Raw genomic sequence first — 23,844 nt, 5'->3', positions numbered from 1 at the left:
GATGTCCCAGTGGTTAAAAGTGAGTTACAATAAGAGTACATATACTACATTAACGAAATAACCGCAATGACTAAATAATTGATCTTTGCTGATGCAAAGAGCGTTGGGAAAGAATCAATCAAGATGAGCATTAGTTAAGCCGACTGCTACTCCAATTAGTTATAATGGTAACTAGATTACTTAAGTAGCCCAGAGATGGAATCATGATAATGGCAATTGTCCTTACTGATTGCTAACTCAGTACTAATATCGTAATCAGGATAACTAAGCTTCACGGAAACTAAATAATTAGATCAAGTTTTCACAATCTTTTTAAATTGAATCGCAACTTCACCACGATTAATATCTGTAGTCGGTGAAGTAGCTAGTAGATACTTATGTACAGCGATCCCCGTTACTCAGTAACTAATAGCATGTACGAGAAAAAGATCACTTGTGGTGTGGGGTTACACCCATAGTAGTAATTTGTTACAGGCTGAACATGTCGCCTAATAGCCAAAAAAATTTTTGCAGTAAAAAACAATACTATTTAGTAAATTGTCCGGATGCAGTAAAAAAAACTCAGTATCAGTGAAATGGAGAGTTCTAAAATAAACACCCTTATGCGAGCAACAATTTCACTTTTGGTTTCCGGTTTACTGCTTGGTGTCTTATTGATTGACCACCAAGTAATTGCAAATCTTTTACCCGATCAGATCTTATCCACAGTTAATTCGCGTATGTTACTATCAGCAAAACCTAGCAAACCCAAGCCCAAAACCCCTTATCGTGGTAGTGGACGTAGAGAGATGATGCACTTCAGTACAACAGCTTCTGCTGTCTAATTAGTTTTGTTCATGTTTGTATTCAGTTGTCTTGTCACAAGGGAATGTAAAGTACGGTGAAACAGGGTGTTCACCTTAGTATTCGTTACAAACACTCCCTGGCAATTATACAAAAGTTGAGACAAGGCATCAGGGAATAACTCGGAATTGGATCGGTGAGCTTTAGTATTCAGAGTCAGCAATTAACCTTTGCAATATAATTGAAAGCAAGGAACGCTGTCTGTATCGCAAGCATTACAATCATCCCAATTGAGCAGGTTTTGGCGATCGCCATAAACAATTACCAATCATAGAAACGTAAATACGGGCTATGTATATGGTGTTGGATACGCAAAATGGCACACTGCCCTAATACCTCTACACAGGGTTTTTCATAGTACGATCACTATCTCCATCTGGTGTACTTAACTTCTATCCAGATGTATTTAAGCGTGCGTCCAAATACTGGGAGCAATTGCCACTTCTATGTACTTTGTACAACTAAAAAACCCGGATTGTTCAACAATCCGGGTTGTAAAACATACGCATTTGCACTTTAAGCAGGCTTTCGAGCAATCAGATACTTGCTCATAAAGTGGACTTGCGTATCAATAACATTAAAACCCGCTTTCTCTAAACGCTCTACCAAATTATCAGTGGTGTAGTGTTTATAGTAGGGTTCATGGAAAGTTTCGTGGAAGCTTTCCATCATCGGTTCCATTTCCGGTGAATCACTCATCTGAATCGAGTCACAAATAATAAATGTTCCACCTGGTTTGGTAACTCGGAAGCATTCCTCAATTACACGCTGACGCACTGTTGCAGGTAACTCATGGAAAAGGAAAACAGAAGTTACCGCATGGAAGTAGTTATCTAGGTAGGGTAACTCTTCCGCATTTGCTTGCAACAATTGCGGTAATTCTCCGGGAATTTGAGATAATAACTCGTTCGCTTTACGTAAGTATGCAGGTGATAAGTCTGTACCGAATAAAGATACTTGAGGCAAAGCCGCCCGAATCATCTTTAAAGTACGACCTGTTCCACAAGCTACATCTAAGATACGTATTTCCCGCTGATGTAGAGACGTTGCATGCAACGTCTCTACAATCGCATTTTTCACAGGAGCAAGAATTCGTCGCCTCATCGCGTCTGCTGAGCCACCGAAGAGAATCTCCACCTGTAGGTCATACATGTTAGCAGAGAAATCACTTAAGTAGCCGTCTGTTTGGTGATGGAAATTCTGCACGTAGTAGCTGGGATAACCACTAGTATCTATATCAGCAGAAAACTCCTGATATCTCTTGTGTTTAGCCCGATCCCAAAGTTGGGGTAAATCTAGCCACATTGCTGGATAGTACAAGAAAAATTCATCCCAAGGGATATCAAACAGTAAGCTTTTGGGATACACACCCCGCTCAGCATCCTGCCAATCTACTTCCAGCAGATTATTCAATCTTTGTTGAGCTTTAAGTAATAGCTCATTCGGTAACGGTATGGCTTGGCGCTCGTGAGCGGAAATCAAGTTCATCAAGCGCGTACTCAAGATTTTATGAGTCAACGCGAAGTAATTTTTACCTTGCTGAAAAGTCTGGTAAGTCAGCTTCGTTAACGTGTCTGACATGTGAAATGGCGAGAATTTTTTTACTTTTATTTATCTACCTTAATTAATTGTAACTAATAATTCATAAATCTGGAGAGATATCAGTGATAGAAGCCAGATTATAAATTTTTGTTAATAATTAGTGTTTTGTAGTGAAAGTTACAGAAATTGTGGTTAAGATAATAAAAGAGAAACCATTCACACATCACACTTACTAACAGGGAGGACCAAGCTATGTCTACCCAAGAACAAGCGCGTGCGTTAATGATGCGTCATTATCAGCTGATCAAAAATCGTCAACAATCGATGCTAGAGCGTGTAGGGGAAGAAATTGGTCTTTCCACAGAAGCATCTCACTACTGGAACCCCATCCAAGGAAAAATTGACTTTAACGCTCGGATGACCTATGACCTTAGTCATGCGGCGATGAGCTAGGGTTGGATGCGATCGCACATGAGCGAAAAGAAACCCGGTTTCTTTAAGAAACCGGGTTTCTGAGGCAGGTTAATGTTTACTCTTTACTTGTTTGTTCCTTAAGCATCGTAGTAAAGAGAAAATTCGTAGGGATGGGGACGTAGTCTCATGGGGTTGACTTCATTATCAAGCTTGTAAGAAATCCAAGTTTGAATGAAGTCTTCAGTGAACACACCTGGTTCTGTTAAGAAGGTGTGATCATTTGCCAGAGCTTCTAAAGCGAGATCCAGAGAACCCGGAGTAGAAGGAACTTTTGCCAGTTCTTCTGGAGTAAGTTCATAGATATTCTTATCTAAAGGTTGACCGGGGTCAATTTTGTTCTTGATCCCATCCAAGCCGGCGCACAGCATAGCAGCAAAAGCCAGGTAGGGGTTACAAGTAGCATCCGGACAACGGAATTCCAAGCGCTTGGCTTTAGGATTAGTGCCAGACAGAGGAATACGGATAGAAGCAGAACGGTTCCCTTGGGAGTAAGCCAAGTTAACGGGAGCTTCATAACCAGGTACAAGACGCTTGTAAGAGTTGGTGGAGGGGTTAGTGAGCGCCAACAATGCTGGTGCGTGCTTGAGGATACCACCAATGTAATGCAGCGCCATTTCACTTAAACCAGCATAGCGATCGCCAGCAAACAGCGGTTGCCCATCTTTCCAAATCGACTGGTGAGTGTGCATCCCAGAACCATTGTCTTGGAAAACTGGCTTAGGCATGAAGGTAATGGTTTTGCCGTACTTCTTACCAATATTCTTGATCACATACTTATAGGTCATCAGCCAGTCAGCGGCTTCAATGAGCTTACCAAAGCGGAAGCCCAATTCGCACTGACCGCCTGTAGCAACTTCATGGTGATGCTTTTCAATTGGTACTCCGCACTTTGCCATCACCAGCAGCATTTCCGTGCGCATATCTTGTGAGGTATCCGTGGGGGCAACGGGGAAGTAACCTTCTTTGTAGCGAGGTTTGTAACCCAAGTTAGGTCCTTCATCCTTACCAGAATTCCAACGACCTTCTACTGAGTCTACATAGTAGTAGCCGGAGTGCTGATTTTGGTCAAAGCGAACGTCATCAAAAATGAAGAACTCAGCTTCAGGACCAAAGAAAGCTGTATCACCAACGCCAGTGCTAACCAAATAGTCTAACGCTTTTTGGGCAATAGTGCGCGGACAACGGCTGTAGGGTTCACCTGTACGGGGTTCTTTGATGCTACAGATTACACTAAGCGTAGGCTCTTGCATGAAGGGGTCGATCCAAGCAGTGTTTGGATCGATTACCATTGCCATGTCTGATTCGTTGATGGCTTTCCAACCCCGGATACTAGAACCGTCGAAAGGTACGCCGTCGGTAAATGAACTCTCATCAATTTGGTTTTGGTACACCGTTAGGTGCTGCCAGGTTCCTGGCGTATCAATGAATTTCAGATCGATCATCTGAATGTTTTGGTCTTGAATCAGCTTCAAGACTTCTTGTGGGGTTGTCATGGTTACTCCTTGTTTACCGATTTATCTATGGTAAAACCAGAACGTTCAATGCCTGCTGAATAAAGCTTGGTAAAACCAAATTAACAAGACACCTGAAATATCCTAGAAACAGGGTATCAGGCTATTTTGTACTTTTTGTTACGAAATGTTGAAGATAAGGGTCAGATTTAACCTTTCTTTAACCACTTTGACAAAACTAGTAAATGTTCATCTCCGAAGGGACAACTTTGGCATAGAATCCTATAAAGTAGCGCATAGAATGTTTTTGTGCTGGATCTTTTTTATATAAATGGCACAAAAAGCAGCCAAATAAATATCAAACCATAGATAGGAACTATTGGGGGAAAAAGGAATGCGGGATGCAGTCACAAGTTTAATTAAGAATTATGACGTTGCTGGACGTTATTTTGACCGGAATGCAATTGATGATCTTAAATCTTACTTTGATAGTGGTACGGCACGGGTACAAGCAGCAGCGGCGATTAATTCTAATGCTGCCGCAATTGTCAAGCAGGCTGGTTCTAAGTTGTTTGAAGAACTGCCTGAGTTGATTCGTCCGGGTGGCAATGCTTACACTACTCGTCGTTATGCGGCTTGTTTGCGGGATATGGATTATTACTTGCGCTATGCTACTTATGCTCTGGTAGCTGGTAGTATGGATGTACTAGATGAGCGAGTCCTCCAAGGGCTACGGGAAACTTATAATTCTCTTGGTGTTCCTATTGGTCCTACTGTTCGCGGTATCCAAATTATGAAGGATATGGTGAAGGAGCAGGTGGCTAGTACTGGGGTTAGTAATACTAGTTTTGTGGATGAGCCTTTTGATTATATGACTCGCGAGTTGAGTGAGCAAGATATTTAGGCGTTTGAGGTAAGATTGGAGTTGAGCGAGCTTCGTTTGGGATGCTCGCTTTTTTTATGAACCGCCCTTCGGGTTCACCAGTCGCCTGGGCGTGGGAAACCCGCCTCATGCGCGCTGGTTCACCAAGGCGCCAAGGACGCCAAGAGAGAATTGGTTAAGCGGAGATTGGATGTTTTGTTGGTGGAGTTGGGTTTGTGTTCGTCTCGTCAGTTGGCGCAGCGTCTGATTGGTGCTGGGGTGGTGACGGTTGATGATGTGGTGGTTGATAAGTCGGGAGCTTTGGTGGATGGAGAGGCGGTTGTTCGGGTTAAGGAGCGATCGCGTTTTGTTTCTCGTGGGGGGGAGAAGTTGGCGAAGGCTTTGGATGTGTTTGGGATTGATGTGGTTGGGCGTGTTTGTTTGGATGGGGGTATTTCTACGGGGGGTTTTACTGATTGTTTGTTGCAGGCTGGGGCTAAGCTTGTTTATGGTGTTGATGTGGGTTATGGTCAAGTTGATTGGGGTTTGCGTAATGATCCACGGGTGGTTTTGAAGGAACGTACTAATTTACGGTATTTGACGCCAGATGAGTTGTACGCTACTGGGGGGGTTTATGCTGATTTGGCGGTGGTGGATGTGTCGTTTATTTCTTTAACTAAGGTTTTGTCTGCTTTGTGGCAGTTGCTGCAACCTCCTCGTGAAGCTTTGTTGTTGGTGAAACCTCAGTTTGAGGTGGGGAAAAGCCGTGTTGGCAAGAAGGGTGTTGTGCGTGATTCTAATGACCATGCTGATGCTATCTTTCAAGTGTTACAAGCGGCTAGTGAGTTGGGTTGGCGTTACAAAGGTTTAACTTCGTCGCCAATTACTGGTCCTGCTGGTAATATTGAGTACTTGCTCTGGTTAGGGATGGAAAGTGAAACCCCTGCGCCTGATTTGGAGGTGATTAAACAAATTACTCAATTAGCAGCCACGCACTTTTTAGCTTTACATAAAGATGCAAAAACGTAGAGACGCGAAATTTCGCGTCTCTACACCACCTTGGCGTTTTGGCGGTTTGTATTATTACCCCAAATATCCTCCTAATTCTTGTCTCAAACGATACATTATTGTACCTTGCTCCACAGAGGCAAGAATTTCCGCAATCACGGTGCTAGATCCTAGTTGTCCCCAAGTACAGCCTTTTTCCAGGTACACCTGTGCTACTTTACCAACAGTATAGGCACAGTAGCCTGCGATACCAGCTTGTGTAATTGCCGTGCCAGCGTAAGCGGTAATATTGATCGGGTTCTCACCAGAAGTTATGGCGGCTGTACTTTTACCGAAACCTAAAAGTAAGCTACTGCCTAATTCTCCTAGTAGTAAGCCGCCGGAACTAAATAAAATCGTTTTTAAGATCTTTCCAGCTTCGTAGCCAGTCATTGGTAAACCATACAATTTTGCTAAAGAACGAATTAATGCTAAGTCTGCTAAAGTTCCACCAATGATGTCTAAAAAGGCGATGGGATTTAATCCTACAGCTAAGGCTTTGTATTTGGTGAATTGCCAAATTAAGTCTTCTGCTTCTTGTTGGCGTAATTTGAGTGTTTTTTGGGCGATCGCCTCTGATGCAACTCTAGCTTGGATGAGTGCGTTTAATGCGAGAAGACTTCGCCCTTCACGGTTGAGAATTTTCAGAAGTGTTTGTTTGAGTTCGTCGATTTGCGGTGGTGGTGTCTCCCATTCATAAGTAACATTACCATCTGGCCACTCGACGCGCACTTCTATTGGTGCAGGTTCTGCCGCTACCATGACTATTTCATCAGGTTGTAATGGCTTTGTGTGTGGATTTCCTGCCCCTAACTGTTGTAGATTATTATAAATTGCTTGTTTATCTGTGTCCGGATACAAGTCTATTTTGTTAAAAACCAGAATCAGTGGTTTCTGTGCTTCTCGCAATTCACATAATCCTTTATACTCGGTGCGTGTGATGTCACCCGATACCACAAATAAGATTAAATCGGCTTGACGGGCTACTTCTCGCGCCATATCCGCTCGTGTCTCCCCCGCAATTTCATCTAATCCAGGTGTATCAATTAATTCTACCTGTACTTTACCGCCCGGATTCCAAGTTACAGAACGGGGGAACTGCGTTACACCGTGAAGGGGACCGGTTTGCAGTATCTTTTTTCCTAGCAGGGCATTTAACACTGCTGACTTGCCACGACTTACCAACCCAAAGGCGGCAATGCGGATTATATTATAATCTAGTTTGTTCAGGGTAGAGTTCAAAACCTCCAATTCAGGTTTTACCAATCCTGCTAATTTTGAGTTTGAAGACGATCCTGATTTACGCAGATTTCCATACCAAGACAGTGCTTGGCTGAGACTAGCACGAGCGCGGTTTAAATGAGTTTCTTGTAGATTCTTTGGCACAGGGTATATCAATTTTAGATTTGGGATTTGGGATTTTGGATTTGGGGAAAGCTACTAATCTATTTTGGCTAATTTCCCAGCTATCTGTGTTATTTGTAGAATTACAGTTGATTTATAATTTTTCATTTATTTGGAGTATAACCCATGCCAGTAAATTGGAGAGTACTTGCCAACAGAGAATAATCAAGACCATAATTACTCGGAAACCTCCAAACTAAAACAGGAGGATATACAACTAGAGCAGGAAAGCATACAGCAAACTCAACCAGATGTTGAATTTGTGAATCCGAATACTCTCATCTCAAGACAAACACCAAGCGAGATGTCAGGTAGCAAGGTTAAGCGACTTAGGAAGAAAATACGTGAGAGAGGATTTGACGCTGCACAACCGATAGAAGTTGCTAATATAGATGGCAAGTTAATTATTTTGGACGGGCATCATCGAGTTGTAGCCGCAAGACAACTGCGCTTAACAATTGTAGCGATTAGGCGGCGAGAAGTTTCTCAAGAGCAAGCAGAGCAATTATTGCTTGAAGCAGCAGAGGCACAAATATATCGTTCGTATTAATCAAGGAAGTAAGATATAATGAAATCTCCAACCAGAAGCGTAGATGTAGTTGCAATTATTCTAGAGTTTATAGAAATACAAAACAGTCTCCTAAAGGCGTTTCGTGAAAAATATTCCCAGATAATAGACTGGAAATATTTACTCGATTCTCCACGGTCTGGGTACATCTTAGCGCAGAATGAAGAATGGAAGTTTCAGCGACATGGAGTAGGTATTTGCTTTACCGGACAGAAATCAGGAAAGGTAGTTGATGTCCATGTTGGGATGTCTGAATATCCAACAGCTTTTGATGTATGGCGTTTATGCCAATACTTTGAGTCAATTGGTATTGAAAAAATCGGTCATCTCTCAAAGGATTTTGATGTCACTGATGAAGATGGCATTGAGGAATTATTTAACTGTTTGTTGCAAGATGGTTTGATTGCGGAGTCAGAGCAGAGAAAGTTATATACATTTATGCCAGTACCAGGTACTGAAGCGGCAGTGCCAGGGCAGATAGAAGCTTTGAGTGATGAAAACTCTGGGGTACGTTAATAAAGCTGCTTTTGCATGAGGTAAAATTTTGACAAGAGCGGTGCGCAATACTTTTTTCAGTAATTATCTAGTTTAAATGCCCCTAAATTTTTCAAAATAAATGTATTATTTTCTTTGATTAAATCTCCTGTACATAGAACTGGTAAGCGTTCTTGGTAGGCTTTAAAAGCTAAGATGTAATTATGGTCTGCAAGTTCGGTTTTGATTTTACAAAGTTTTAGATGCGGCAATGGAGCTTCCTTTAGAGCAGCAAGAAATGCTGGTACAAATTCTCACTAACCGAATTATTGAAAGTCGGCGAGATGAAATTGCGCCCCTATGCAGCAGCTTCCATTGCTGAATTCACTGCAGGTAGGCTCAAAGTGCAGACTGCTGCCGAAGCAATTCAAGAATTACGGGAATATCTCAATAACCCAAGTGCAGCAGATGTATAGATTGGTTATCAGTAGCAAATTTAAAAGAGCTTTACGAAAATTTGCTCGTCGTAATACTGATTTACAAACCAGAATAGAAGAAACTATTGCTGCTATGGAGAATGATATATTTGCTGCTAACGAATGGCACTCACAAGCTAGAGGGAAAGCTATCAGGGTTGCTCTCATGCTCTTGTGGATATGATTGTCGCATTGTTTTCTCACTGAAAACCGATGACGAGAGTGGGGAACAAGTTGTTCTTTTGCTAGACATTGGTACTCATGACGATGTTTATTAGCTCATGCAAAATATCCACTATCATGGAAAAGACGTAGTTGCAATACGAATAGAGTTTGTAGAAATACAAAACCGTGTGCTAAAAACATTTCGTGAAACATTTTCTCAGATAACAGACTGGAAATTTTTGCTTGATTCTCCACGCTCTGGCTATATCTGGGCGCTAGGAGAAGAATGGAAGTTGAGCGCGACATGGAGTAGGTATTTGCTTTACGGTACAGAAATCAGGCAAGGTAGTTGATGTCCATGTTGGGATGTCTGAATATCCAAAAGCTTTTGATATATGGCGTTTATGGCAATACTTTGATTCTATTGGGATTGAAAAGATTAGTTATCTGTCAAAGGACTTTGATGTTAGTGATGAAGATGGCATTGAGGAATTATTTAACTGTTTGTTGCATTCCGGGGTTGATGGCGATTCTCCTGCGGAGACGCTGCGCGATCGCATCAAAACATATAAAATTATATACGTTACAATAAGTTGTAAGTGATTATAACCCATCATTTTTCAGCGATTTTGACTGCTTCTGTAGCTATCTTTGAATGGACAGAAGTAGATTTCATAACTTTTTTAAAAACTGCTGCTAAAAGTGCTGAACTTACTCCCGTCAGTGCAGTTTCTTTTTCATTTGTGCCACAGGGTATTTCTGCTGTTCTCTTACTTAAAGAATCTCATGTAGCATTACACTTTTGGCCTGAAGAAGAAAAAGTAACAATTGATATTCATGTGTGTGATTATCAACAATCCAATCAAGAAAAGGCTAAACTTCTTGCTAAAATACTGGCTCTTCAACTTAGTGGGGATGATAGTATTGAGCGTTGGAACTATTTATGTATCACTGGGTGAAGTACCCAATGGCGGGGACTTACGCGCTTACTAGTTAAGCGAAGCACCAAGCAATCAGAAATGAGGCAGCAATATAAGCAAACGCTTCAATCAAACCTGCACCAAAATTTGGAACTTCTTGATGCACAATTTCATCAGAAATTTTGACTCCTGGAACTAAAATCAAATCTGCTAGCCATCGAATCGCTATAAGTGAGCCTAAGCAAAATAGTAGTACCAACCCATACTGAGTAAAACTGACTAGCCAGTTTTGATATTCGGCAGCAAAAGCGACTCGGACGATGTTGCCTGTAGCAATTAGTAAACCTGCTAGCGCCACGCCAGCAGCTAGGTTCTGGCGCTTTTGTATTTCACCGAACACATCGTACTTAGTAACGCGGGGATAAACTACACTGACTAAAACGAGTACGCCTAAGCCGATTAGCCAACACAACAGCCCTACAAGCCAACTGCCGCTTTCTCCAGCCAAAGCGGCATTAAGAATCAGCCCGTCGGCGATGTGGTTGCCCGCTTCTACAGTAGCAGCGCCGACGTTGCGGTTTTGGATAATTTCACGCTTGCACTCGAAGCAGCGCAAAATTAACCGATCGCCTACCCAAGCCCCAGCCAACATAAACAAAATCACCGTTGCGCCATAGGTTGCCAAGTTTAGCAATTTATCTTGCACATTGGCTGCGCTTTGACCTAAAACACCACCCAAGGCAATTACAATGCCGAAGTAGTAGCCCACAAGAGCGATCGCAACAGCTGGATTATCCCTAACAAACAGTTCCAGGTTTAGCTCCATCCGACGCCGGAACAGCTTTTGATAAGCAAACTGTCCTAGCCAAAACAAGCCAAAACCCACAGCTAGCTCCAACACAATCAATCCCAACTGATTAAATCCATTCAGTAGCACCTGGTTCATTTGCCTTCTCCTGCAAGTCGGAACAAGCCAATTAATGTATCAGCCAGTTGATCGTAAAAAAAGTAATCATGAGCGCCAATAGTCGTGACTGGCACACCCCCAAACTGGCTTTTAAACTGGGAAAATTTAGCATAGGCATGATCGGGGTTACGGGTAAAACCGTAGAAATCATAAGTTACATAACCCCTCGCCCTTGCCCGTTGCATCGCCGCCCAGTGCAATGAGTAAGTTGCCATGACTTGTGGGTGTGACAAACTACGTCCACCATATAAATAGGTAGCACGATCGCCCCAATACACCACCAAGATTGCCGCCAGTATCTGCCCTTGCCAACTGGCTAAACCAATTTCTGCCATGAACGCTGGAAATAACGTCTGGCACAAGTTAATGAAAAACCCGTAGGGTTCGCCAAAAAACTGCTGACGTTGTACCGTTTCCCAAAACAAATCGTAAAATAAGGGTATCGCCTGGGAGTCACTCCTAAATTCTGTTTTCACACCATAGCGCCAACTTAACCGTAGATTGTATCGTCCTTTTGGCTTCATTGCGGCTAATATTTTGCTTTCTGCTGGGCGCAAGTCAATTAACAGAGTTTCTGATGGTAATAAATCAACTGGAGCGCGGACAAAACCAGTGAGACAATCGGGTTTTTCAGTCCATAATGGTTCAATTCGTAAAGCGATCGCTCCCCTAACAGCTATAGCATTTGCGAGTTCTAATAACAACTGCATCCCTTGCTCAGGGTAATTAGCTGGTAATAAAGGACCACCGGGAGCAATTAATAAATTCGCTTTACTAGGATTAGGATATAAATAAAAAATACATCCTCCCACTAATTCTTCATTTAAAAATAAACCATATCTAAAGGTCTTATATCCCTCCAATTCCTTAAAATCTGCCCAAGTCCAACTCTGCATAAAGCATCCACTTGGTGCAGTTTGTAAAAGCGAGTCCCAAAGATAGCTTTGGGATAAATTTAATTCCCTAATCCTTAATACACCCTGTTTCACAAGGTAATTTGTATTCATACAACCTTGCTGCTCATTCATCTTTTGGGCGGTTGAATAGGTATGCTAGCCAAATTAATCCTCCTGTAGTCAACAAAAACCCCAACATTTTCCAACTACCACCGCCATCATAGCTACTATCGCCACTCGAATAGCCACCGCTATGACCTGAATAGGAGCCTTTGGCAAACACGGCATCTGGTGTCACTAAGTTCGCCATTAACAGGGTGACTGAAAGCATCATGAGAAATTTGGCGGCGGAGTCTGGCAGTTTTGAGAGTGGCTCTTGAGAGCGAATCTTCTGAGCTAATTGTTTGAGTTCTTGGGCAATCTGCGGCGGTAGTTCTTGTGATCGTTCTAGTATAGTGGTCAATAAGCGGGATACGTCTACTTCTGCTAATAACTGCTTGAGATACGCTAACCATTCGGCTGTCATTTTTGGGCTATGGTAACGATGTCGTACTGGCAACAGCCTAGTCATATCCGGAGAATTGTCTTGATCTTGGTTGGGATAAATTTGTTCTATCCAGAATTGTGCTGCTGATTCTAACTGGAGTAAATCATGCGCTCCGACTTGTGCTGTTCCTGTTTCTTGAATATCTAGAAAATTAATGTCACGATCAGATTCTTTGGTTAATTCATTCTCCTGAGAGACGTTGCATGCAACGTCTCTACAATTCCTGACTCCTGATGGTGAGGTGGGATTGAGCAAGTAATAAAATAACTGAGGACAATCTAGGGTGTGAATCATCACACGATCGCGAACCTGAGCGATCGCACTGTTAAACACAAAAGCTTGAAACAGTTGCTCACGAGTAAGTACTTGTAAATTATCGGGCAGTGAAATAGTCTCTAATTCAAATCTACTAATGGGCTGGGGTGAGGCAAGAAAGAAGCCCCAATTGCCATAACCATGCTGACGAAATGAGGGGATAGATAGCTGTAACGGTTTTGCCATCAACCCAGATGCTAGCAGCGTTTGATATAAACACCAAAAACCTGTTGTGGAATTATCTGGGGAGACGCCATTTGTGCAAATCACCCCAGCCGGATGCAGAACTCGATTTATTTGTTGAAACCATTCCCGACTGTAGATACTTGTTTCTTCTGAACAAGTGGGATAAGTAAAATCGCAGATCACAACGTGATAGGAATTGTCTGGGAGAGTTGAAGCAAATTCAAATGCTTCTTGTGTGTAGACGGTGATGCGATCGCTCTCTAAACTCCCTGCATTGTATGGCTTAAATACTGTTCTTCCCAGGGATAAAACCTCTGGGCTGTAATCTACTAAATCAATCTGGCTAACACCGCAAGACAAGACATCCCTAGCGGCTAATCCATCGCCACCGCCACAGATTAAAACGCGCAAATCTGTCTGGGGAAATCGTTCTCTTGCCAAAGCGAGCGCTGGGATAACCAGATACTCATGATAGATTGCCTCATCAGCGGTATCAAACTGCAAATCACCATTGATATAAAAGGCGATGCCATTATCATGCTGTTCAACAAAGAGGGAAGTCGGCATTTCTTGGTTATCCAAAGATCATCATTAAAATTCCCACACATAACATTGAAAAAGCCAGAAGTACCTGATAGTTAGCGGCTAAAAATTTAGCTAGCCCAGACGAATGTTTCACCACCCCTTTCTCAATGTCATAAAAATCTTCTGGCTTCACCATTTTAGTTAAGTAAACGTAAAGTTCCCTATTAGGCCAAGCTTCGAGTGCTAAGTTCCAATGGTGCATTCTATCCCAATAGTCCCAAGTGATGCGAGTGTTCCTCTCCTCTCCCTCATAACTTCCCCAAGTCTGTGATTCAAAGAAATAGACTCTGCCAAGGGTTTGCAATTCAGGGTAGGGTTCTGTTTGTCCTTGAATATCCTGCCACAAACCGGGGACTATGTTTTCTTGGGAATCGGGCTGGAATATTCTAGGTTGTTGAACTTCTTCAGCAAGATACCAATTTACCAGTGTTTCTGGATTTTGGGGGTCAACTTCTCGTAGCAAGTAGTATTCTGTCCCATGACGGGATCGCAGCAACCACTCAGCGGTTTCATAGCCATACACGTCATCGTAGGTGCTGTAATCTTTGACATCCCATTGCACGCCGTGATACTTGAGGCGATCGCCCGGACGCAACTGTTGAAGTTTAGTTAGAGTAGAAATAGTAGACACAAAAGCTGAAGTAAAAATTTAAGACAGAGCAATCCTGATAGCAATAGGGCTTAAGCTACCAAAAGTATAGTTCATTACTCGCGGCAGTGTCAGCTTACTTTAAATGATGTTACAAAATGGGGAGAATTACTCAAGTCAGTAAATGTAGTAGATGTATGTTGGGAATATTTCAATAAACCAAGTGCAGCAGATGTATAGAATAGAAAAGACTTCATTCCACAATCCCTACTAAAATCTTCATTAAATCTTCCAAATCATTGGGAATTCGATATAACGAAACATCCTGAAGAATTTGTTGAAGAGTTTTTTCTAACCTACCAAAGCGCCAAGCATCACCAATTGTCACAGCTCCATAAAACAAATCACCTTCTTCAACTTCGGCTATGGCAATTAGCTCCACCGCAAGCTGTGTAAACCCTCGTGTTAAGTCATCATTTTTTGCTTCAACCACCAGCAAACCTGGATTACGTTTGAGAAAGTAATCTAAATTGCCCTTGAGCCAGTTATTTACTGACAAAGGGTACTCAATTCGTATTTGGCATTGACAATACCGAGCAACTTCCAGCAATGCTGGTGCTACAAGCGTTTCACGTCGCGCTGTCTCACTGCTCAAACTTACAAGCGGTAAAGATTCATCAATTCGCTGTTGTAACTCTGCCAAACGCTCTAACTGACGATTGGTGCGCGGTAACTCAAGACGAGTTTTCACCAATGCGTAGCCCAATTCCGCCAATATTTCGTCTGCCTCATAAGGCATCTCAAAATAGGAGCGAAATGTGTAGGATTGCCCCTCTTGCAAAATCCGACGGCGCGTCATAAGTCTTGATGTTTATGTCTACACCTAATATTAAAACTTACAGATTAAAAGTATTATACCGCAAAGTTTAGAAAATATCCAAATTAGATAATTAATATACTGAATGTGGATGTAGAGCGCATAAGGTAACTGTACTCACACCTATTAAGAAGTAGAATTTCAAAACTTAAAACAAGCAGACGAAAAACGTGCTTCGTAGCTGCGATCGCTCTCTTAAATATTAGGATATAAAATGACAGATATTGTAGTCAACGACACTGAAACCAAAACCAAAAATCTCTTAATGAAATGTCTAGAGACAGCAGGATTTGAGGTTATTACCATAGAAAATGGTCTTGTTCGTGTTCATCTCACTCAAGATAAATTACCTACTGCTGAAGAAAGTAAAAAATCAAAAACTCAGACATCTATATTTCCATCCATTCCTCGACTGCAAGAGGTTTTTGAGTTTATTGAATTGAATTATCATCAACCTATTAGCCTCAAAGAAGTAGCTCAAGCCGTAGGTTATTCCTCAGCTTACTTAACTGACTTAGTAAAAAAACTTACCGGAAAAACAGTTAATGACTGGATTATCGAACGCCGATTAGCTCAAGCAAGACACTTGCTTTTAGAAACTAATTATTCCGCTAATCAAATTGCGTTAGAAGTAGGTTATCAAAATATAAATCATTTTTATTGTCAATTTCGTAATTATCACCAAACTACGCCTCAAACCTGGAGAGAGAAACATTGTATATAGCGTTCCTAAATGATTCCCAAACAGTCCTGTTTTGACTGATGACTGATAACTGTTGACTGTCAACTGTTAACAGTTAACAGCCCAAATGAAAAGTTTGTAAATCAAATAGGATTGCTATAGCAGTCCTAAATCATTCGTAAACAACAAGATCCCCGACTTCTTTAAGAAGTCGGGGATCTGAGCCAACTAGTGTTTGTAAATCAAATAGGATTGCTATAGCTAATTAATCATCTCAATCTATTCTTAAATAAGCTCCATTATTTCTACACATAAATAATGGAGCTTATGATTATTTCAAGATTTATACAGATATAATATAACAGCTTTACCCGGATTAATATAAATGCATTTAACTCAGATTATAATTACTGGTAAAACCTAAAAATAATTAATTAGTAATTATATTTTTAACGAAAAATATTTAACTATCAATTCTATTTAGCAAAGATAGTATGTGTATATGGAAAGAAAAAGTTATGCACAACATAACTCAATTCGTGAAAGGAAAAAATCATGACTGTAACAAATGATTCTAATTTAGACTCAACAGCATCTGTGCCTGCTATTGGTGAACCCTTTAGCGTTGAGCTTGAAAATATTTTTCTACAGGCGACTCCATCTTCTCATGTTGCAGATCCCGCACCAATAGACTTGGCAACTATATCTGTAATTCAACAAGTCCTCGATATTGTTAATAGCGAACGGGGTAGAGCAGGATTATCACCGCTCAGACTTCAATCGCAATTAACTGCAGCAGCGCAAGCACATTCTAACGATATGGCAAAGCATAACTTTATGAGCCACAAAGGCTCTAACGGTTCATGACCATTTGATCGGATGAAGCAACATGGTTATAATTTCCGACAAGCTGGAGAGAATGTGGCATCAGGTTATTCCTCCGCTCAAGATGTTATGCGAGGTTGGATGAATAGTACTGGGCATCGTGCAAACATACTCAATCCCAATTACCGTGAAATTGGCATTGGATATGCTCGCGGAAATCAACCTTATTGGACACAAACTTTTGGCGCATAGCACATTTGTCTAATAGAATTGTCTATTTTTTAACCGAATAAAAAGGTAATAGTGAAATGATTAACAATCAGAATCAAACAACACCTGAAACTGAACTAACAGGAAAATACTTAGTTTTGTTTCGTGAAGATGCCGTCAGTGAAGGTATTCAAATGCTAGGTGAAATGACTAGTTTCAATATGTCTAGTCGTGGACAATCTCAAACTGATGAGTATATATTTTTGAACACTTTAGGTGTTGCAGTGGTGAGTGCAGAACCAGAACAAGTGCGCTCCTTAAGAATGTCTACTGCAGAAGATAGCCCCATCTTAGCAATTGAGCCGGAAAGAGTAGTTTATACCCTTGCAGATGTAGATTCTCAGAATGTGAATCTAGTAAAAGCAGTTACTACTACTGATATGACAAAAGGGTATCTACAAGGTTATCGTGATGCGGTCAACCATTTAGTTGACTCTTTAGTTCTTACAGAACAAACTCAGTTGATGAATTCACTTGTCGATGAATCTGTAGCAACTTGGGGACTTCAGGCAACCAATGTGGTACAATCATCTCTTAGTGGTCAGGGTATTAAAATTGCCGTTCTAGATACTGGATTCGAGCTCAATCATCCCGACTTTATTGGGCGAACTATTATTAGCAAGTCCTTTATTCAAGGGGAAGAAGTACAAGATAAAAACGGACATGGCACTCACTGCATTGGTACAGCTTGCGGTCCTCGCCAACCATCTCGACTACCACGGTATGGTGTAGCTTACAACTCGGAAATTTATGTAGGTAAAGTGCTGAGTAATAAGGGTAGCGGATCTGATGGTGGAATTCTCCAAGGTATTGAGTGGGCAGTAGCAAATGGATGCCATATTATCTCAATGTCTTTAGGTGCACCAACCCAAGTAGGCACACCGTTTTCTCGTATATACGAAACAGTTGCTCAACGCGCACTGAGTCGCGGCACCCTAATTATTGCCGCTGCCGGCAATGAAAGTAACCGTGGCTCAGGCATTATCAATCCAGTTGCTCTTCCTGCTAACTCTCCTTCAATCATGGCAGTGGCAGCGCTTGACTCACGGCTACAAATTGCTAATTTTTCCAATCGAGGCGTCAATCCACAAGGGGGTCAGATAGATATTGCTGGTCCTGGCGTACAAATTTACTCTAGCTGGTTCATGCCTACACAATATATAACAATTAGCGGTACAAGTATGGCAACACCACACGTTGCAGGCATAGCTGCTCTCCATGCTGAGGCAACTGGTTTGAGAGGACAAGAACTCTGGAATCTTCTCATGCAGAAGGCTCGTCGCTTACCTTTGCCTTCTGAAGATGTTGGTGTAGGTCTGGTTCAAGCACCTTAATTAACTGTTATTCTTCGCTTATGCCAGACTTACTCAGGTAGTACCTGGTAGTCTGGCAATAATGATTGTGCTGCATTTAAGCATTTTGTAAGGCAGAAGAAACTAGGTATGTCTAAAATAAATTTATTAATTTCTGTTGACGATCGCCATATAGAGCAGATCCTTGAAGTTGCTCAGGCTTTACAGGCATCTGGGATGAAAATAGAACAGTTGATGGAGCAAATTGGAGTCATTACCGGTTCGATTGACTCTACACAAGTTGAAGGAATTTCTCAAATTGAAGGTGTTGCGGCTGTTGAAGTTGAACAGAAATACCAGCTTGAACCACCAGAATCAGAAATTCAATGACTATTCTGCATAAGGACCTTCAAAACCTAACTCGCGCATACGTTTAACCAAATCATGCCAAGAAACAGGAGTTAATCTAGGCATTTTTAAACAGGGCGAGTAAGTTCATTTAAATTAATATCGCCGATTACGGGAATTAGAAGTCCCAAACGTAATCGCAGTGCTAGCCAGTCACTCAACGCTTCCCTTAATTCACGCTCCATACCTTCTGTTGTTTGGTGATTTGCCCACACACCCTGCAAACCAGGAATTTCTCCCCAGTAAGTACCATCATCTTCAATAATTTCATAAACTGCAAGTTCCATAGCTTGGTCGATATAGCTAGCTAGCATTTTTATTATTCTTATATCCATGATATTTAATTGTAGCTTTTACTCGTGCCGTGCTTAAGTTCGCTACTCCATAACTTCCTCAAAAGTAATATTGGGTAGCATTTCCTCAGATCAAATAGAGACGCCCCATCGGGGCGTCTCTACAGCACGAATAAAGGGCAGACGTGAAGTCTAGCCTTTACTGATGATAGTTAAGTTTTTGTCAAGGTTTAGTAGCCGCCGCGCCGACCGCCACCGCCGCCGTATCCACCGCCACTATTACCTCCTCGTCTTCCACCACCACCACCAAATGAACCTCCCTCTGTTTTAGGCTTCGCCTTATTCACTTTCAGGTTCCTACCCATCCACTCAGCGGTATCAAGTGCCTCTATTGCTGCGGATTCTTCTGCGTCTGTGTCCATTTCCACAAAGGCAAACCCTCGCACACGCCCGGTTTCACGATCTTTAGGCATTTGAACGCTCTTGACTGTTCCGTATTCGGAAAAGACCTGTTTAAGGTCTTCTTCCCCTACGTCGTAGGACAGATTACCAACGTAAATTGACATAAAAAATCTCCAGATTCAGATGACGTAGAGTTAGATCCGGAGATAGGCTTGTAAACATATACAAACAAACTGCACAACCGAATATAATTCTCACACACGAGCATAACACAAAATGGCAGTTTTTTCGCGAGATTTTTCCTATGTATGTTTGTACATATGTTAACGCAGAAACCCGGTTTCCTTAAGAAACCAGGTTTCTTGCTGCACCAATTATTTATGATTGCTTTATAAAGCTTAAGTCGTAGCAGAACTCATAGAAAAAGTTGACTGGGTAAAGTTTTTAAGTTTTTCTCTCAATTCCATTGGGAGGCAATTTAAAGCGCTACCATCCCATCCAAGTTTTGCTTGATATTCTAAATGTCCGCAGTACTCATCTGCCTTGTGAATATGCCAACCCCAATTAGCTGGAATTACTTCATATCCGGTTAATACTTGAGTTAAGTAGAGGGTAATTTGCTCGCCTTTCTTGCGCTGCGTTTTCATAAGTGTTCAAAAATTTTGGTTCCTTTTCAGAAACAACACAATTGTTTGTTTTTGTTTACATTTCTATATTCTTATATCAAGAGATAATTCACCCCCTTCTTGAGAGTTAATTGTTTAGTTTCTCAAGAATGAGGTTTGGTGATCATCATTGGGTAGCAATTTGCCAGAAGATTTACATCGTCAGATGGAAAAACCTGCCTTGGACTGAAGTTCAAGGCTTATAGCCTAGAAATTTATTTTTAGGCGAACTTGTTAAGGACTCTGCTAGGTTCGCTCATTAATTCTCTCATTTAATTCCCGAATTCGACGGGATAGCACACCAATAATGTTTACAGCAATTTCTGGCGTTTCTTCAATAGCATTATAAAGTTGCTCTTGAGTCAGCTCTAGACATTCACAAGGTTCTAGGGTAGTTGCTGAAGCCGAGCGCGGTTCTGCGTCAAACACTGACATCTCGCCAAAAGATTCTCCTTTCGGAAAAACTGCTAGCTGTTGACTACCGATATGGACTTTAACTGTACCAGCAACAACTATATATAGTGAACGCCCTTCATCCCCTTCTTTAAATATAGCGTAGTTGCTGGGAAATGACTGTTCATCCATCACTGAAGCTAGGCGAACGACAAAATCATCCCGTAATTCTTTAAAAATCGGCACCCGCCGGACAAATAATAAACGGTCAACACTAGTTAACATAGTTGATAATCTGTATTTTTTCATTAACTCTTGAACTTGAGCAGCAACTATTGGGTGTGAATCTTTTTGCAGTTGGGGGAGAATTTCTTGGAGAACGGTTCTCGAAACCACATTGAGGTAGGCGATCGCCGCTTCCCTCACAAAACCTGTAGGATGGCGCAAACAAGCTAAAACTTGTTCACTCGTTAGTCGAATGCTTGCTACTTGGGCAAAATGAAAACAGCAAGACACGCACCAATCAGAAAGCAATTCCCTTTGTGCCACCAAAGTGCGAATGCGCGAGCTTACTTCCATCTGTTGATATTTCACTATGCCTTTGGACTCCAGTTTTTGCAGTTTTTCTTCTGGTAATTGCCGATCTAAAATATCAATTAAAATCGATTTGCTCGGCAAATTTACAGTATGCTCTAATATTTCTAACCCCCTAGCAATATTTACCCCTGACTTGGAGCGGAGGTTAAAAGTTGCTGCTTGAATATTTTCTAAGGGGTAAAGTAGCTTGAGTAAAAGTAACAATCGCTCTTTAATATCTATTTCTAATTCTAAAATTGCGCGAATTAACAACTCACATCTAGCCATAATCTTTTCTTTCGTTTGACGATTACCTCCCTGATTTTGAGTTTTAAGTTCTCTAGAATTGGCGTAAAAATCCCCTTGAGTTTTTAAATCTACATAAGTGGCGTAAAGCTCTCCTAAAAAATGTAATTCCTCGACAATCAATTTTTCCACATTACTATTTAATTCAGCAAATAAACTCTCAATTCCTTCTTGTTGATGCCGTTTCAGCAAGGTGCGGAGGATATGATCTCTAGTTGTACCTCTAGATATTTTCAAATACATCCATAAAGTATCAATCGCTTCTAAAGTCGGGATTTGACTAATAGTACGCCAAGCGTATAGACGTACTACTTCAGGTTGATAAATATTAGTAGCTAACTTCGTTAACAATGGTAAAGCTTCATTCTCCAATTTGAGCAAAGCACTCATTGCTACTGAGCGAGTTGATTTGTAGTAAAGTCCCCCAATCAAAGCAGGATAGTACTCTTCGAGATGAGTTGCGGCAATCATCGACAGCACTGCACAACGTACCCGCAAAGAATCATCTTGCAACAAATTCGGGATATAAATCCGCAGTGCTTGTAAATAAACCGCTTCCGTTAAAGCTTTGACTGCATGAATTCGTTCCCATTCTTTTTTACTCGTTAGCATTCGCCGCAATATGTGTGTCGCCGCACTTGATTGTAGAGGCGTTCCGTGACGTAAAAGTAAAGCAGCGGCAGTTGCGCGAATTACTGAGTTTTCTTGTTTTAAAGACTCTTCTAAGAAGCTTAAATCAGGATTGGGATCGGCATGGTAAACATAACGTAAAGCTAAGGCAAAAACTTCTGGGCTGTTGATACCTTGAGGTACTAACAAACCATGAACATAGGATAGGTAAGATGGATTTACGCCCGTGGAAAGCATCACCTCTAAACTAGGCTTCTGTAAAGAAGGGGGTAGCTTATGGAGTAGGGGTGCTAATACTTCCCCTGCTCCTTGAGGATCAATTTGAGATAACAATTCAATGCAAGAGCGTTTATCAGCTTGTGTACCTTTTTCGCCTAAAGCTTTGACGATCGCAATTTTAAATGCTGGTAAGTCTACATCTGTGCCACTTAGTTGCCCCTGCCCCGCACTCAAGACTAAGAGGTTGACGTATTGACTTCGCACCAAATAAACTATTCCTACACAAATTAAAGCGAGTATTGCCGTTTCTATTACCAAAACTAATTTGTGTAAAGGTAATGCTGAGTGTACTAACCAAAGAGTAACTAAAATTAGTACACCTGCGATCGCCGCGCCAAAGGCTTCTGCAATACCTCCAGATAATGATTGGATATTACTGCGGATTTTATCTGGTATGGGTTGGAACAATAGTATCGAACTACTAGCAACAAAAGTGTAGCGCAAAAGTTCGTCGAGAAACTTGAGAATTACTAAACCCCAGAAGAAGTAGTGTGATTGAGTCAGTATCATTGCAAGGGGGATCAAAATCAGAACGCACAATGGCAAAGTTGCGACAGTGATAAACACCCCGAACCGTTCCAGAAATCGGCTAGAGATAAATAACTGCATACTTAACTCACATAATCCTGCCATCCCACCAAATATACCCAAGAAGCTAGCAATTTCTTTATTGTTGTAATTTAGCTTGAGCTGGGTGAGATACTGAAAATCTATCATCACTCCCAGCACTTGCAGCAGAGCAAAAAATGCAAATAACAGTAATGTATAGCGCTTTAAGGGAAGAGAAAGGAGGCGTCTTGAGAAATTTTGTATTCCGGGAATTTGTTTAGCTGGGGTATCAGGAAAAAATTGCTGATAGTTATTACCTAGATACCAAAGAATTATTGTCCCGATGGTTATAAATATACCAGCAACTGGCATAATGATTTTATCTAGCCCTACAAATATAAGCAGTAAAGGCAGACTAAAGCCACTAACAATATCTGCTACCAAAATACCGCTACTTACTAGAGGGTAGGCACGCTTAAGTTCGCGAATATTAAAGAGTTGATTGGCGGTAATTGAAGTATTCAGATCGTTGACAACGTAAAATGCATCTACCCACAGTCGCAGTAGGAATATGGTAATGATTGTGAGGTGTGGTACGTGCATTGCCCAACTCATCAAAACTAATGGTAGGAACATACACGGTGCTAGAGCTACTATCACCCAGCGCAAAGGGAAAATCTTTTGTAGCCGAGAATATAAAAAAACTAAGACTACACCCGCTCCCGCACTGGCAATATAAATCCACGGCAATAATTTTGCGCCATATTCATCTAAAAATAGCGCTACTGTGGTGTCTTCCGACCATCGTAATCCTACTGATGTAGTTGTATAGAATGCGAACATTAACCATGTACGTTCGCTTTCCTCTGGACGGAGATTTACCCACTGTAACAGTCGTGGGAAAACCGAATTGAGAGCAAACCAGCAATTTTTCAGTTCCATGCAGCTTGATTTCCTTAAATGGGTATCCCAAGCTTAATTAGCGTTGATCTAGTCGCTCGGTGTCCCTTGGAAAAAGCAAAAGTCCTGAGTAACTGAGTATTATTTTTCCCACTCAGCACTCAGGACTATCAATTTTGGATGAAA

General features: G+C 41.4%; 26 protein-coding genes and 1 pseudogene. 15 read left to right on the top strand and 12 right to left on the bottom strand.

Annotated elements, in window-relative coordinates; genetic code table 11:
• The first annotated feature begins 602 nt into the window (after positions 1 to 602).
• Positions 603 to 824: a heterocyst-inhibiting protein PatX gene (gene patX, locus ICL16_RS13350; protein ID WP_190828334.1), complete on the top strand. Its 222-nt coding sequence runs from the start codon at positions 603 to 605 to the stop codon at positions 822 to 824.
• 535 nt (positions 825 to 1,359) lie between these two features.
• Here the strand turns inward: patX and ICL16_RS13345 are convergent.
• Positions 1,360 to 2,424, bottom strand: coding sequence for a class I SAM-dependent methyltransferase (locus ICL16_RS13345; protein ID WP_190828331.1), 1,065 nt, complete (start codon positions 2,422 to 2,424; stop codon positions 1,360 to 1,362).
• 213 nt (positions 2,425 to 2,637) lie between these two features.
• Between ICL16_RS13345 and gifA the strand changes: the two genes are divergently transcribed.
• Complete coding sequence (gene gifA, locus ICL16_RS13340) at positions 2,638 to 2,838, top strand: glutamine synthetase inactivation factor IF7A (protein ID WP_190828329.1); 201 nt, start codon at positions 2,638 to 2,640, stop codon at positions 2,836 to 2,838.
• Between the two features lie 98 nt (positions 2,839 to 2,936).
• On the opposite strand, the gene glnA is transcribed toward gifA, so the two are convergent.
• Entirely contained in the window at positions 2,937 to 4,352 is a 1,416-nt protein-coding gene (glnA, locus tag ICL16_RS13335; RefSeq protein ID WP_190828327.1) for a type I glutamate--ammonia ligase, read from the bottom strand.
• A gap of 352 nt (positions 4,353 to 4,704) precedes the next feature.
• Here glnA and apcB point away from each other — a divergent pair, with 352 nt between their 5' ends.
• Both apcB and ICL16_RS13325 read left to right on the top strand, forming a co-directional pair.
• Complete coding sequence (gene apcB / locus ICL16_RS13330) at positions 4,705 to 5,214, top strand: allophycocyanin subunit beta (RefSeq protein WP_190828325.1); 510 nt, start codon at positions 4,705 to 4,707, stop codon at positions 5,212 to 5,214.
• A gap of 150 nt (positions 5,215 to 5,364) precedes the next feature.
• A complete protein-coding gene (locus tag ICL16_RS13325) occupies positions 5,365 to 6,201 on the top strand; it encodes a TlyA family RNA methyltransferase (protein WP_190828323.1) in 837 nt (278 codons plus the stop codon).
• 54 nt (positions 6,202 to 6,255) lie between these two features.
• On the opposite strand, the gene ICL16_RS13320 is transcribed toward ICL16_RS13325, so the two are convergent.
• On the bottom strand, positions 6,256 to 7,605 hold the full coding sequence (locus ICL16_RS13320) for a DUF697 domain-containing protein (RefSeq protein ID WP_190828320.1): 1,350 nt from the start codon (positions 7,603 to 7,605) through the stop codon (positions 6,256 to 6,258).
• A gap of 166 nt (positions 7,606 to 7,771) precedes the next feature.
• On the opposite strand from ICL16_RS13320, the gene ICL16_RS13315 reads away from it, so the two are divergent.
• From ICL16_RS13315 to ICL16_RS13285, 7 genes are all read left to right on the top strand, one after another.
• Positions 7,772 to 8,173, top strand: coding sequence for a ParB N-terminal domain-containing protein (locus ICL16_RS13315; RefSeq protein ID WP_190828317.1), 402 nt, complete (start codon positions 7,772 to 7,774; stop codon positions 8,171 to 8,173).
• Positions 8,174 to 8,191: 18 nt separating this feature from the next.
• On the top strand, positions 8,192 to 8,707 hold the full coding sequence (locus tag ICL16_RS13310) for a DUF6896 domain-containing protein (RefSeq protein ID WP_190828314.1): 516 nt from the start codon (positions 8,192 to 8,194) through the stop codon (positions 8,705 to 8,707).
• A 302-nt stretch (positions 8,708 to 9,009) separates the two neighbouring features.
• Positions 9,010 to 9,141, top strand: a complete 132-nt coding sequence (locus ICL16_RS46790; protein ID WP_273038664.1) for a hypothetical protein — start codon at positions 9,010 to 9,012, stop codon at positions 9,139 to 9,141.
• Positions 9,134 to 9,325 (top strand): hypothetical protein, encoded by a 192-nt coding sequence (locus ICL16_RS13300; protein ID WP_238360758.1) that lies wholly within the window; start codon positions 9,134 to 9,136, stop codon positions 9,323 to 9,325. The genes ICL16_RS46790 and ICL16_RS13300 overlap by 8 nt, the downstream gene beginning before the upstream one ends.
• Positions 9,326 to 9,422: 97 nt before the next feature.
• The gene (locus ICL16_RS13295; RefSeq protein ID WP_190828311.1) at positions 9,423 to 9,659 is read left to right on the top strand and encodes a hypothetical protein; all 237 of its coding nucleotides are present in this window, start codon (positions 9,423 to 9,425) and stop codon (positions 9,657 to 9,659) included.
• Entirely contained in the window at positions 9,622 to 9,909 is a 288-nt protein-coding gene (locus ICL16_RS13290) for a DUF6896 domain-containing protein (RefSeq protein ID WP_420485275.1), read from the top strand. The genes ICL16_RS13295 and ICL16_RS13290 overlap by 38 nt, the downstream gene beginning before the upstream one ends.
• Before the next feature lie 26 nt (positions 9,910 to 9,935).
• Positions 9,936 to 10,265 carry an S-adenosylmethionine decarboxylase family protein gene (locus ICL16_RS13285; RefSeq protein ID WP_202895531.1) on the top strand — a complete coding sequence of 110 codons (330 nt, stop codon included), beginning with the start codon at positions 9,936 to 9,938 and terminating at the stop codon, positions 10,263 to 10,265.
• A 34-nt stretch (positions 10,266 to 10,299) separates the two neighbouring features.
• Here the strand turns inward: ICL16_RS13285 and ICL16_RS13280 are convergent, their stop codons facing one another.
• The 5 genes from ICL16_RS13280 to ICL16_RS13260 all read right to left on the bottom strand — a co-directional run bounded on the left by ICL16_RS13280 (position 10,300) and on the right by ICL16_RS13260 (position 15,170).
• Positions 10,300 to 11,172 carry a DUF350 domain-containing protein gene (locus ICL16_RS13280; RefSeq protein ID WP_190828303.1) on the bottom strand — a complete coding sequence of 291 codons (873 nt, stop codon included), beginning with the start codon at positions 11,170 to 11,172 and terminating at the stop codon, positions 10,300 to 10,302.
• Positions 11,169 to 12,200, bottom strand: coding sequence for a lipid II:glycine glycyltransferase FemX (locus tag ICL16_RS13275; RefSeq protein WP_190828301.1), 1,032 nt, complete (start codon positions 12,198 to 12,200; stop codon positions 11,169 to 11,171). Before ICL16_RS13275 ends, ICL16_RS13280 begins: the two co-directional genes overlap by 4 nt.
• 13 nt (positions 12,201 to 12,213) lie before the next feature.
• Positions 12,214 to 13,704 carry a spermine/spermidine synthase domain-containing protein gene (locus ICL16_RS13270; RefSeq protein ID WP_190828294.1) on the bottom strand — a complete coding sequence of 497 codons (1,491 nt, stop codon included), beginning with the start codon at positions 13,702 to 13,704 and terminating at the stop codon, positions 12,214 to 12,216.
• A gap of 7 nt (positions 13,705 to 13,711) precedes the next feature.
• On the bottom strand, positions 13,712 to 14,353 hold the full coding sequence (locus tag ICL16_RS13265; protein ID WP_190828292.1) for a DUF4178 domain-containing protein: 642 nt from the start codon (positions 14,351 to 14,353) through the stop codon (positions 13,712 to 13,714).
• A gap of 211 nt (positions 14,354 to 14,564) precedes the next feature.
• A complete protein-coding gene (locus ICL16_RS13260) occupies positions 14,565 to 15,170 on the bottom strand; it encodes a hypothetical protein (protein WP_190828290.1) in 606 nt (201 codons plus the stop codon).
• Positions 15,171 to 15,402: 232 nt separating this feature from the next.
• Here ICL16_RS13260 and ICL16_RS13255 point away from each other — a divergent pair, with 232 nt between their 5' ends.
• The 4 genes and pseudogenes from ICL16_RS13255 (at position 15,403) to ICL16_RS13235 (ending at position 18,647) form a co-directional block, all read left to right on the top strand.
• Entirely contained in the window at positions 15,403 to 15,912 is a 510-nt protein-coding gene (locus ICL16_RS13255; protein WP_190828288.1) for a helix-turn-helix domain-containing protein, read from the top strand.
• A 513-nt stretch (positions 15,913 to 16,425) separates the two neighbouring features.
• Positions 16,426 to 16,947: pseudogene (locus ICL16_RS47235) on the top strand (CAP domain-containing protein).
• 56 nt (positions 16,948 to 17,003) lie between these two features.
• Positions 17,004 to 18,299 carry a S8 family peptidase gene (locus ICL16_RS13240; RefSeq protein WP_190828282.1) on the top strand — a complete coding sequence of 432 codons (1,296 nt, stop codon included), beginning with the start codon at positions 17,004 to 17,006 and terminating at the stop codon, positions 18,297 to 18,299.
• A gap of 108 nt (positions 18,300 to 18,407) precedes the next feature.
• Positions 18,408 to 18,647 carry a ketohydroxyglutarate aldolase gene (locus ICL16_RS13235; RefSeq protein WP_190828280.1) on the top strand — a complete coding sequence of 80 codons (240 nt, stop codon included), beginning with the start codon at positions 18,408 to 18,410 and terminating at the stop codon, positions 18,645 to 18,647.
• A gap of 86 nt (positions 18,648 to 18,733) precedes the next feature.
• Here ICL16_RS13235 and ICL16_RS13230 read toward each other — a convergent pair whose 3' ends face one another.
• From ICL16_RS13230 to ICL16_RS47230, 4 genes are all read right to left on the bottom strand, one after another.
• Positions 18,734 to 18,979 (bottom strand): type II toxin-antitoxin system HicB family antitoxin, encoded by a 246-nt coding sequence (locus tag ICL16_RS13230; RefSeq protein WP_190828278.1) that lies wholly within the window; start codon positions 18,977 to 18,979, stop codon positions 18,734 to 18,736.
• 209 nt (positions 18,980 to 19,188) lie between these two features.
• Entirely contained in the window at positions 19,189 to 19,524 is a 336-nt protein-coding gene (locus ICL16_RS13225; RefSeq protein ID WP_190828276.1) for an RNA recognition motif domain-containing protein, read from the bottom strand.
• A gap of 234 nt (positions 19,525 to 19,758) precedes the next feature.
• Positions 19,759 to 20,007 (bottom strand): hypothetical protein, encoded by a 249-nt coding sequence (locus ICL16_RS13220; protein WP_190828274.1) that lies wholly within the window; start codon positions 20,005 to 20,007, stop codon positions 19,759 to 19,761.
• A gap of 264 nt (positions 20,008 to 20,271) precedes the next feature.
• On the bottom strand, positions 20,272 to 20,703 hold the full coding sequence (locus ICL16_RS47230; RefSeq protein ID WP_190828371.1) for a cyclic nucleotide-binding domain-containing protein: 432 nt from the start codon (positions 20,701 to 20,703) through the stop codon (positions 20,272 to 20,274).
• Positions 20,704 to 23,844 lie beyond the last annotated feature (3,141 nt).

This window comes from Iningainema tapete BLCC-T55, from assembly GCF_014698965.1.
In the GTDB taxonomy this organism is placed as follows: Bacteria; Cyanobacteriota; Cyanobacteriia; order Cyanobacteriales; family Nostocaceae; genus Iningainema; species Iningainema tapete.
Note: the sequence above shows the minus strand (reverse complement) of the source record. Positions and strands in the feature narration are given on the sequence as shown.

Excerpts from the sequence above, each read along its gene's own strand:
- ICL16_RS46790 (WP_273038664.1), top strand. The coding sequence starts at position 9,010 with ATGAAATTGCGCCCCTATGCAGCAGCTTCCATTGCTGAATTCACTGCA.
- ICL16_RS13280 (WP_190828303.1), bottom strand. The coding sequence starts at position 11,172 with ATGAACCAGGTGCTACTGAATGGATTTAATCAGTTGGGATTGATTGTG.
- ICL16_RS13345 (WP_190828331.1), bottom strand. The coding sequence starts at position 2,424 with ATGTCAGACACGTTAACGAAGCTGACTTACCAGACTTTTCAGCAAGGT.
- glnA (WP_190828327.1), bottom strand. The coding sequence starts at position 4,352 with ATGACAACCCCACAAGAAGTCTTGAAGCTGATTCAAGACCAAAACATT.
- ICL16_RS47230 (WP_190828371.1), bottom strand. The coding sequence starts at position 20,703 with ATGTTAACTAGTGTTGACCGTTTATTATTTGTCCGGCGGGTGCCGATT.
- ICL16_RS13235 (WP_190828280.1), top strand. The coding sequence starts at position 18,408 with ATGTCTAAAATAAATTTATTAATTTCTGTTGACGATCGCCATATAGAG.
- ICL16_RS13240 (WP_190828282.1), top strand. The coding sequence starts at position 17,004 with ATGATTAACAATCAGAATCAAACAACACCTGAAACTGAACTAACAGGA.
- ICL16_RS13225 (WP_190828276.1), bottom strand. The coding sequence starts at position 19,524 with ATGTCAATTTACGTTGGTAATCTGTCCTACGACGTAGGGGAAGAAGAC.
- ICL16_RS13310 (WP_190828314.1), top strand. The coding sequence starts at position 8,192 with ATGAAATCTCCAACCAGAAGCGTAGATGTAGTTGCAATTATTCTAGAG.
- ICL16_RS13260 (WP_190828290.1), bottom strand. The coding sequence starts at position 15,170 with ATGACGCGCCGTCGGATTTTGCAAGAGGGGCAATCCTACACATTTCGC.
- ICL16_RS13220 (WP_190828274.1), bottom strand. The coding sequence starts at position 20,007 with ATGAAAACGCAGCGCAAGAAAGGCGAGCAAATTACCCTCTACTTAACT.
- ICL16_RS13255 (WP_190828288.1), top strand. The coding sequence starts at position 15,403 with ATGACAGATATTGTAGTCAACGACACTGAAACCAAAACCAAAAATCTC.
- gifA (WP_190828329.1), top strand. The coding sequence starts at position 2,638 with ATGTCTACCCAAGAACAAGCGCGTGCGTTAATGATGCGTCATTATCAG.
- ICL16_RS13275 (WP_190828301.1), bottom strand. The coding sequence starts at position 12,200 with ATGAATACAAATTACCTTGTGAAACAGGGTGTATTAAGGATTAGGGAA.
- ICL16_RS13230 (WP_190828278.1), bottom strand. The coding sequence starts at position 18,979 with ATGCTAGCTAGCTATATCGACCAAGCTATGGAACTTGCAGTTTATGAA.
- ICL16_RS13295 (WP_190828311.1), top strand. The coding sequence starts at position 9,423 with ATGCAAAATATCCACTATCATGGAAAAGACGTAGTTGCAATACGAATA.
- ICL16_RS13270 (WP_190828294.1), bottom strand. The coding sequence starts at position 13,704 with ATGCCGACTTCCCTCTTTGTTGAACAGCATGATAATGGCATCGCCTTT.
- patX (WP_190828334.1), top strand. The coding sequence starts at position 603 with ATGCGAGCAACAATTTCACTTTTGGTTTCCGGTTTACTGCTTGGTGTC.
- apcB (WP_190828325.1), top strand. The coding sequence starts at position 4,705 with ATGCGGGATGCAGTCACAAGTTTAATTAAGAATTATGACGTTGCTGGA.
- ICL16_RS13300 (WP_238360758.1), top strand. The coding sequence starts at position 9,134 with ATGTATAGATTGGTTATCAGTAGCAAATTTAAAAGAGCTTTACGAAAA.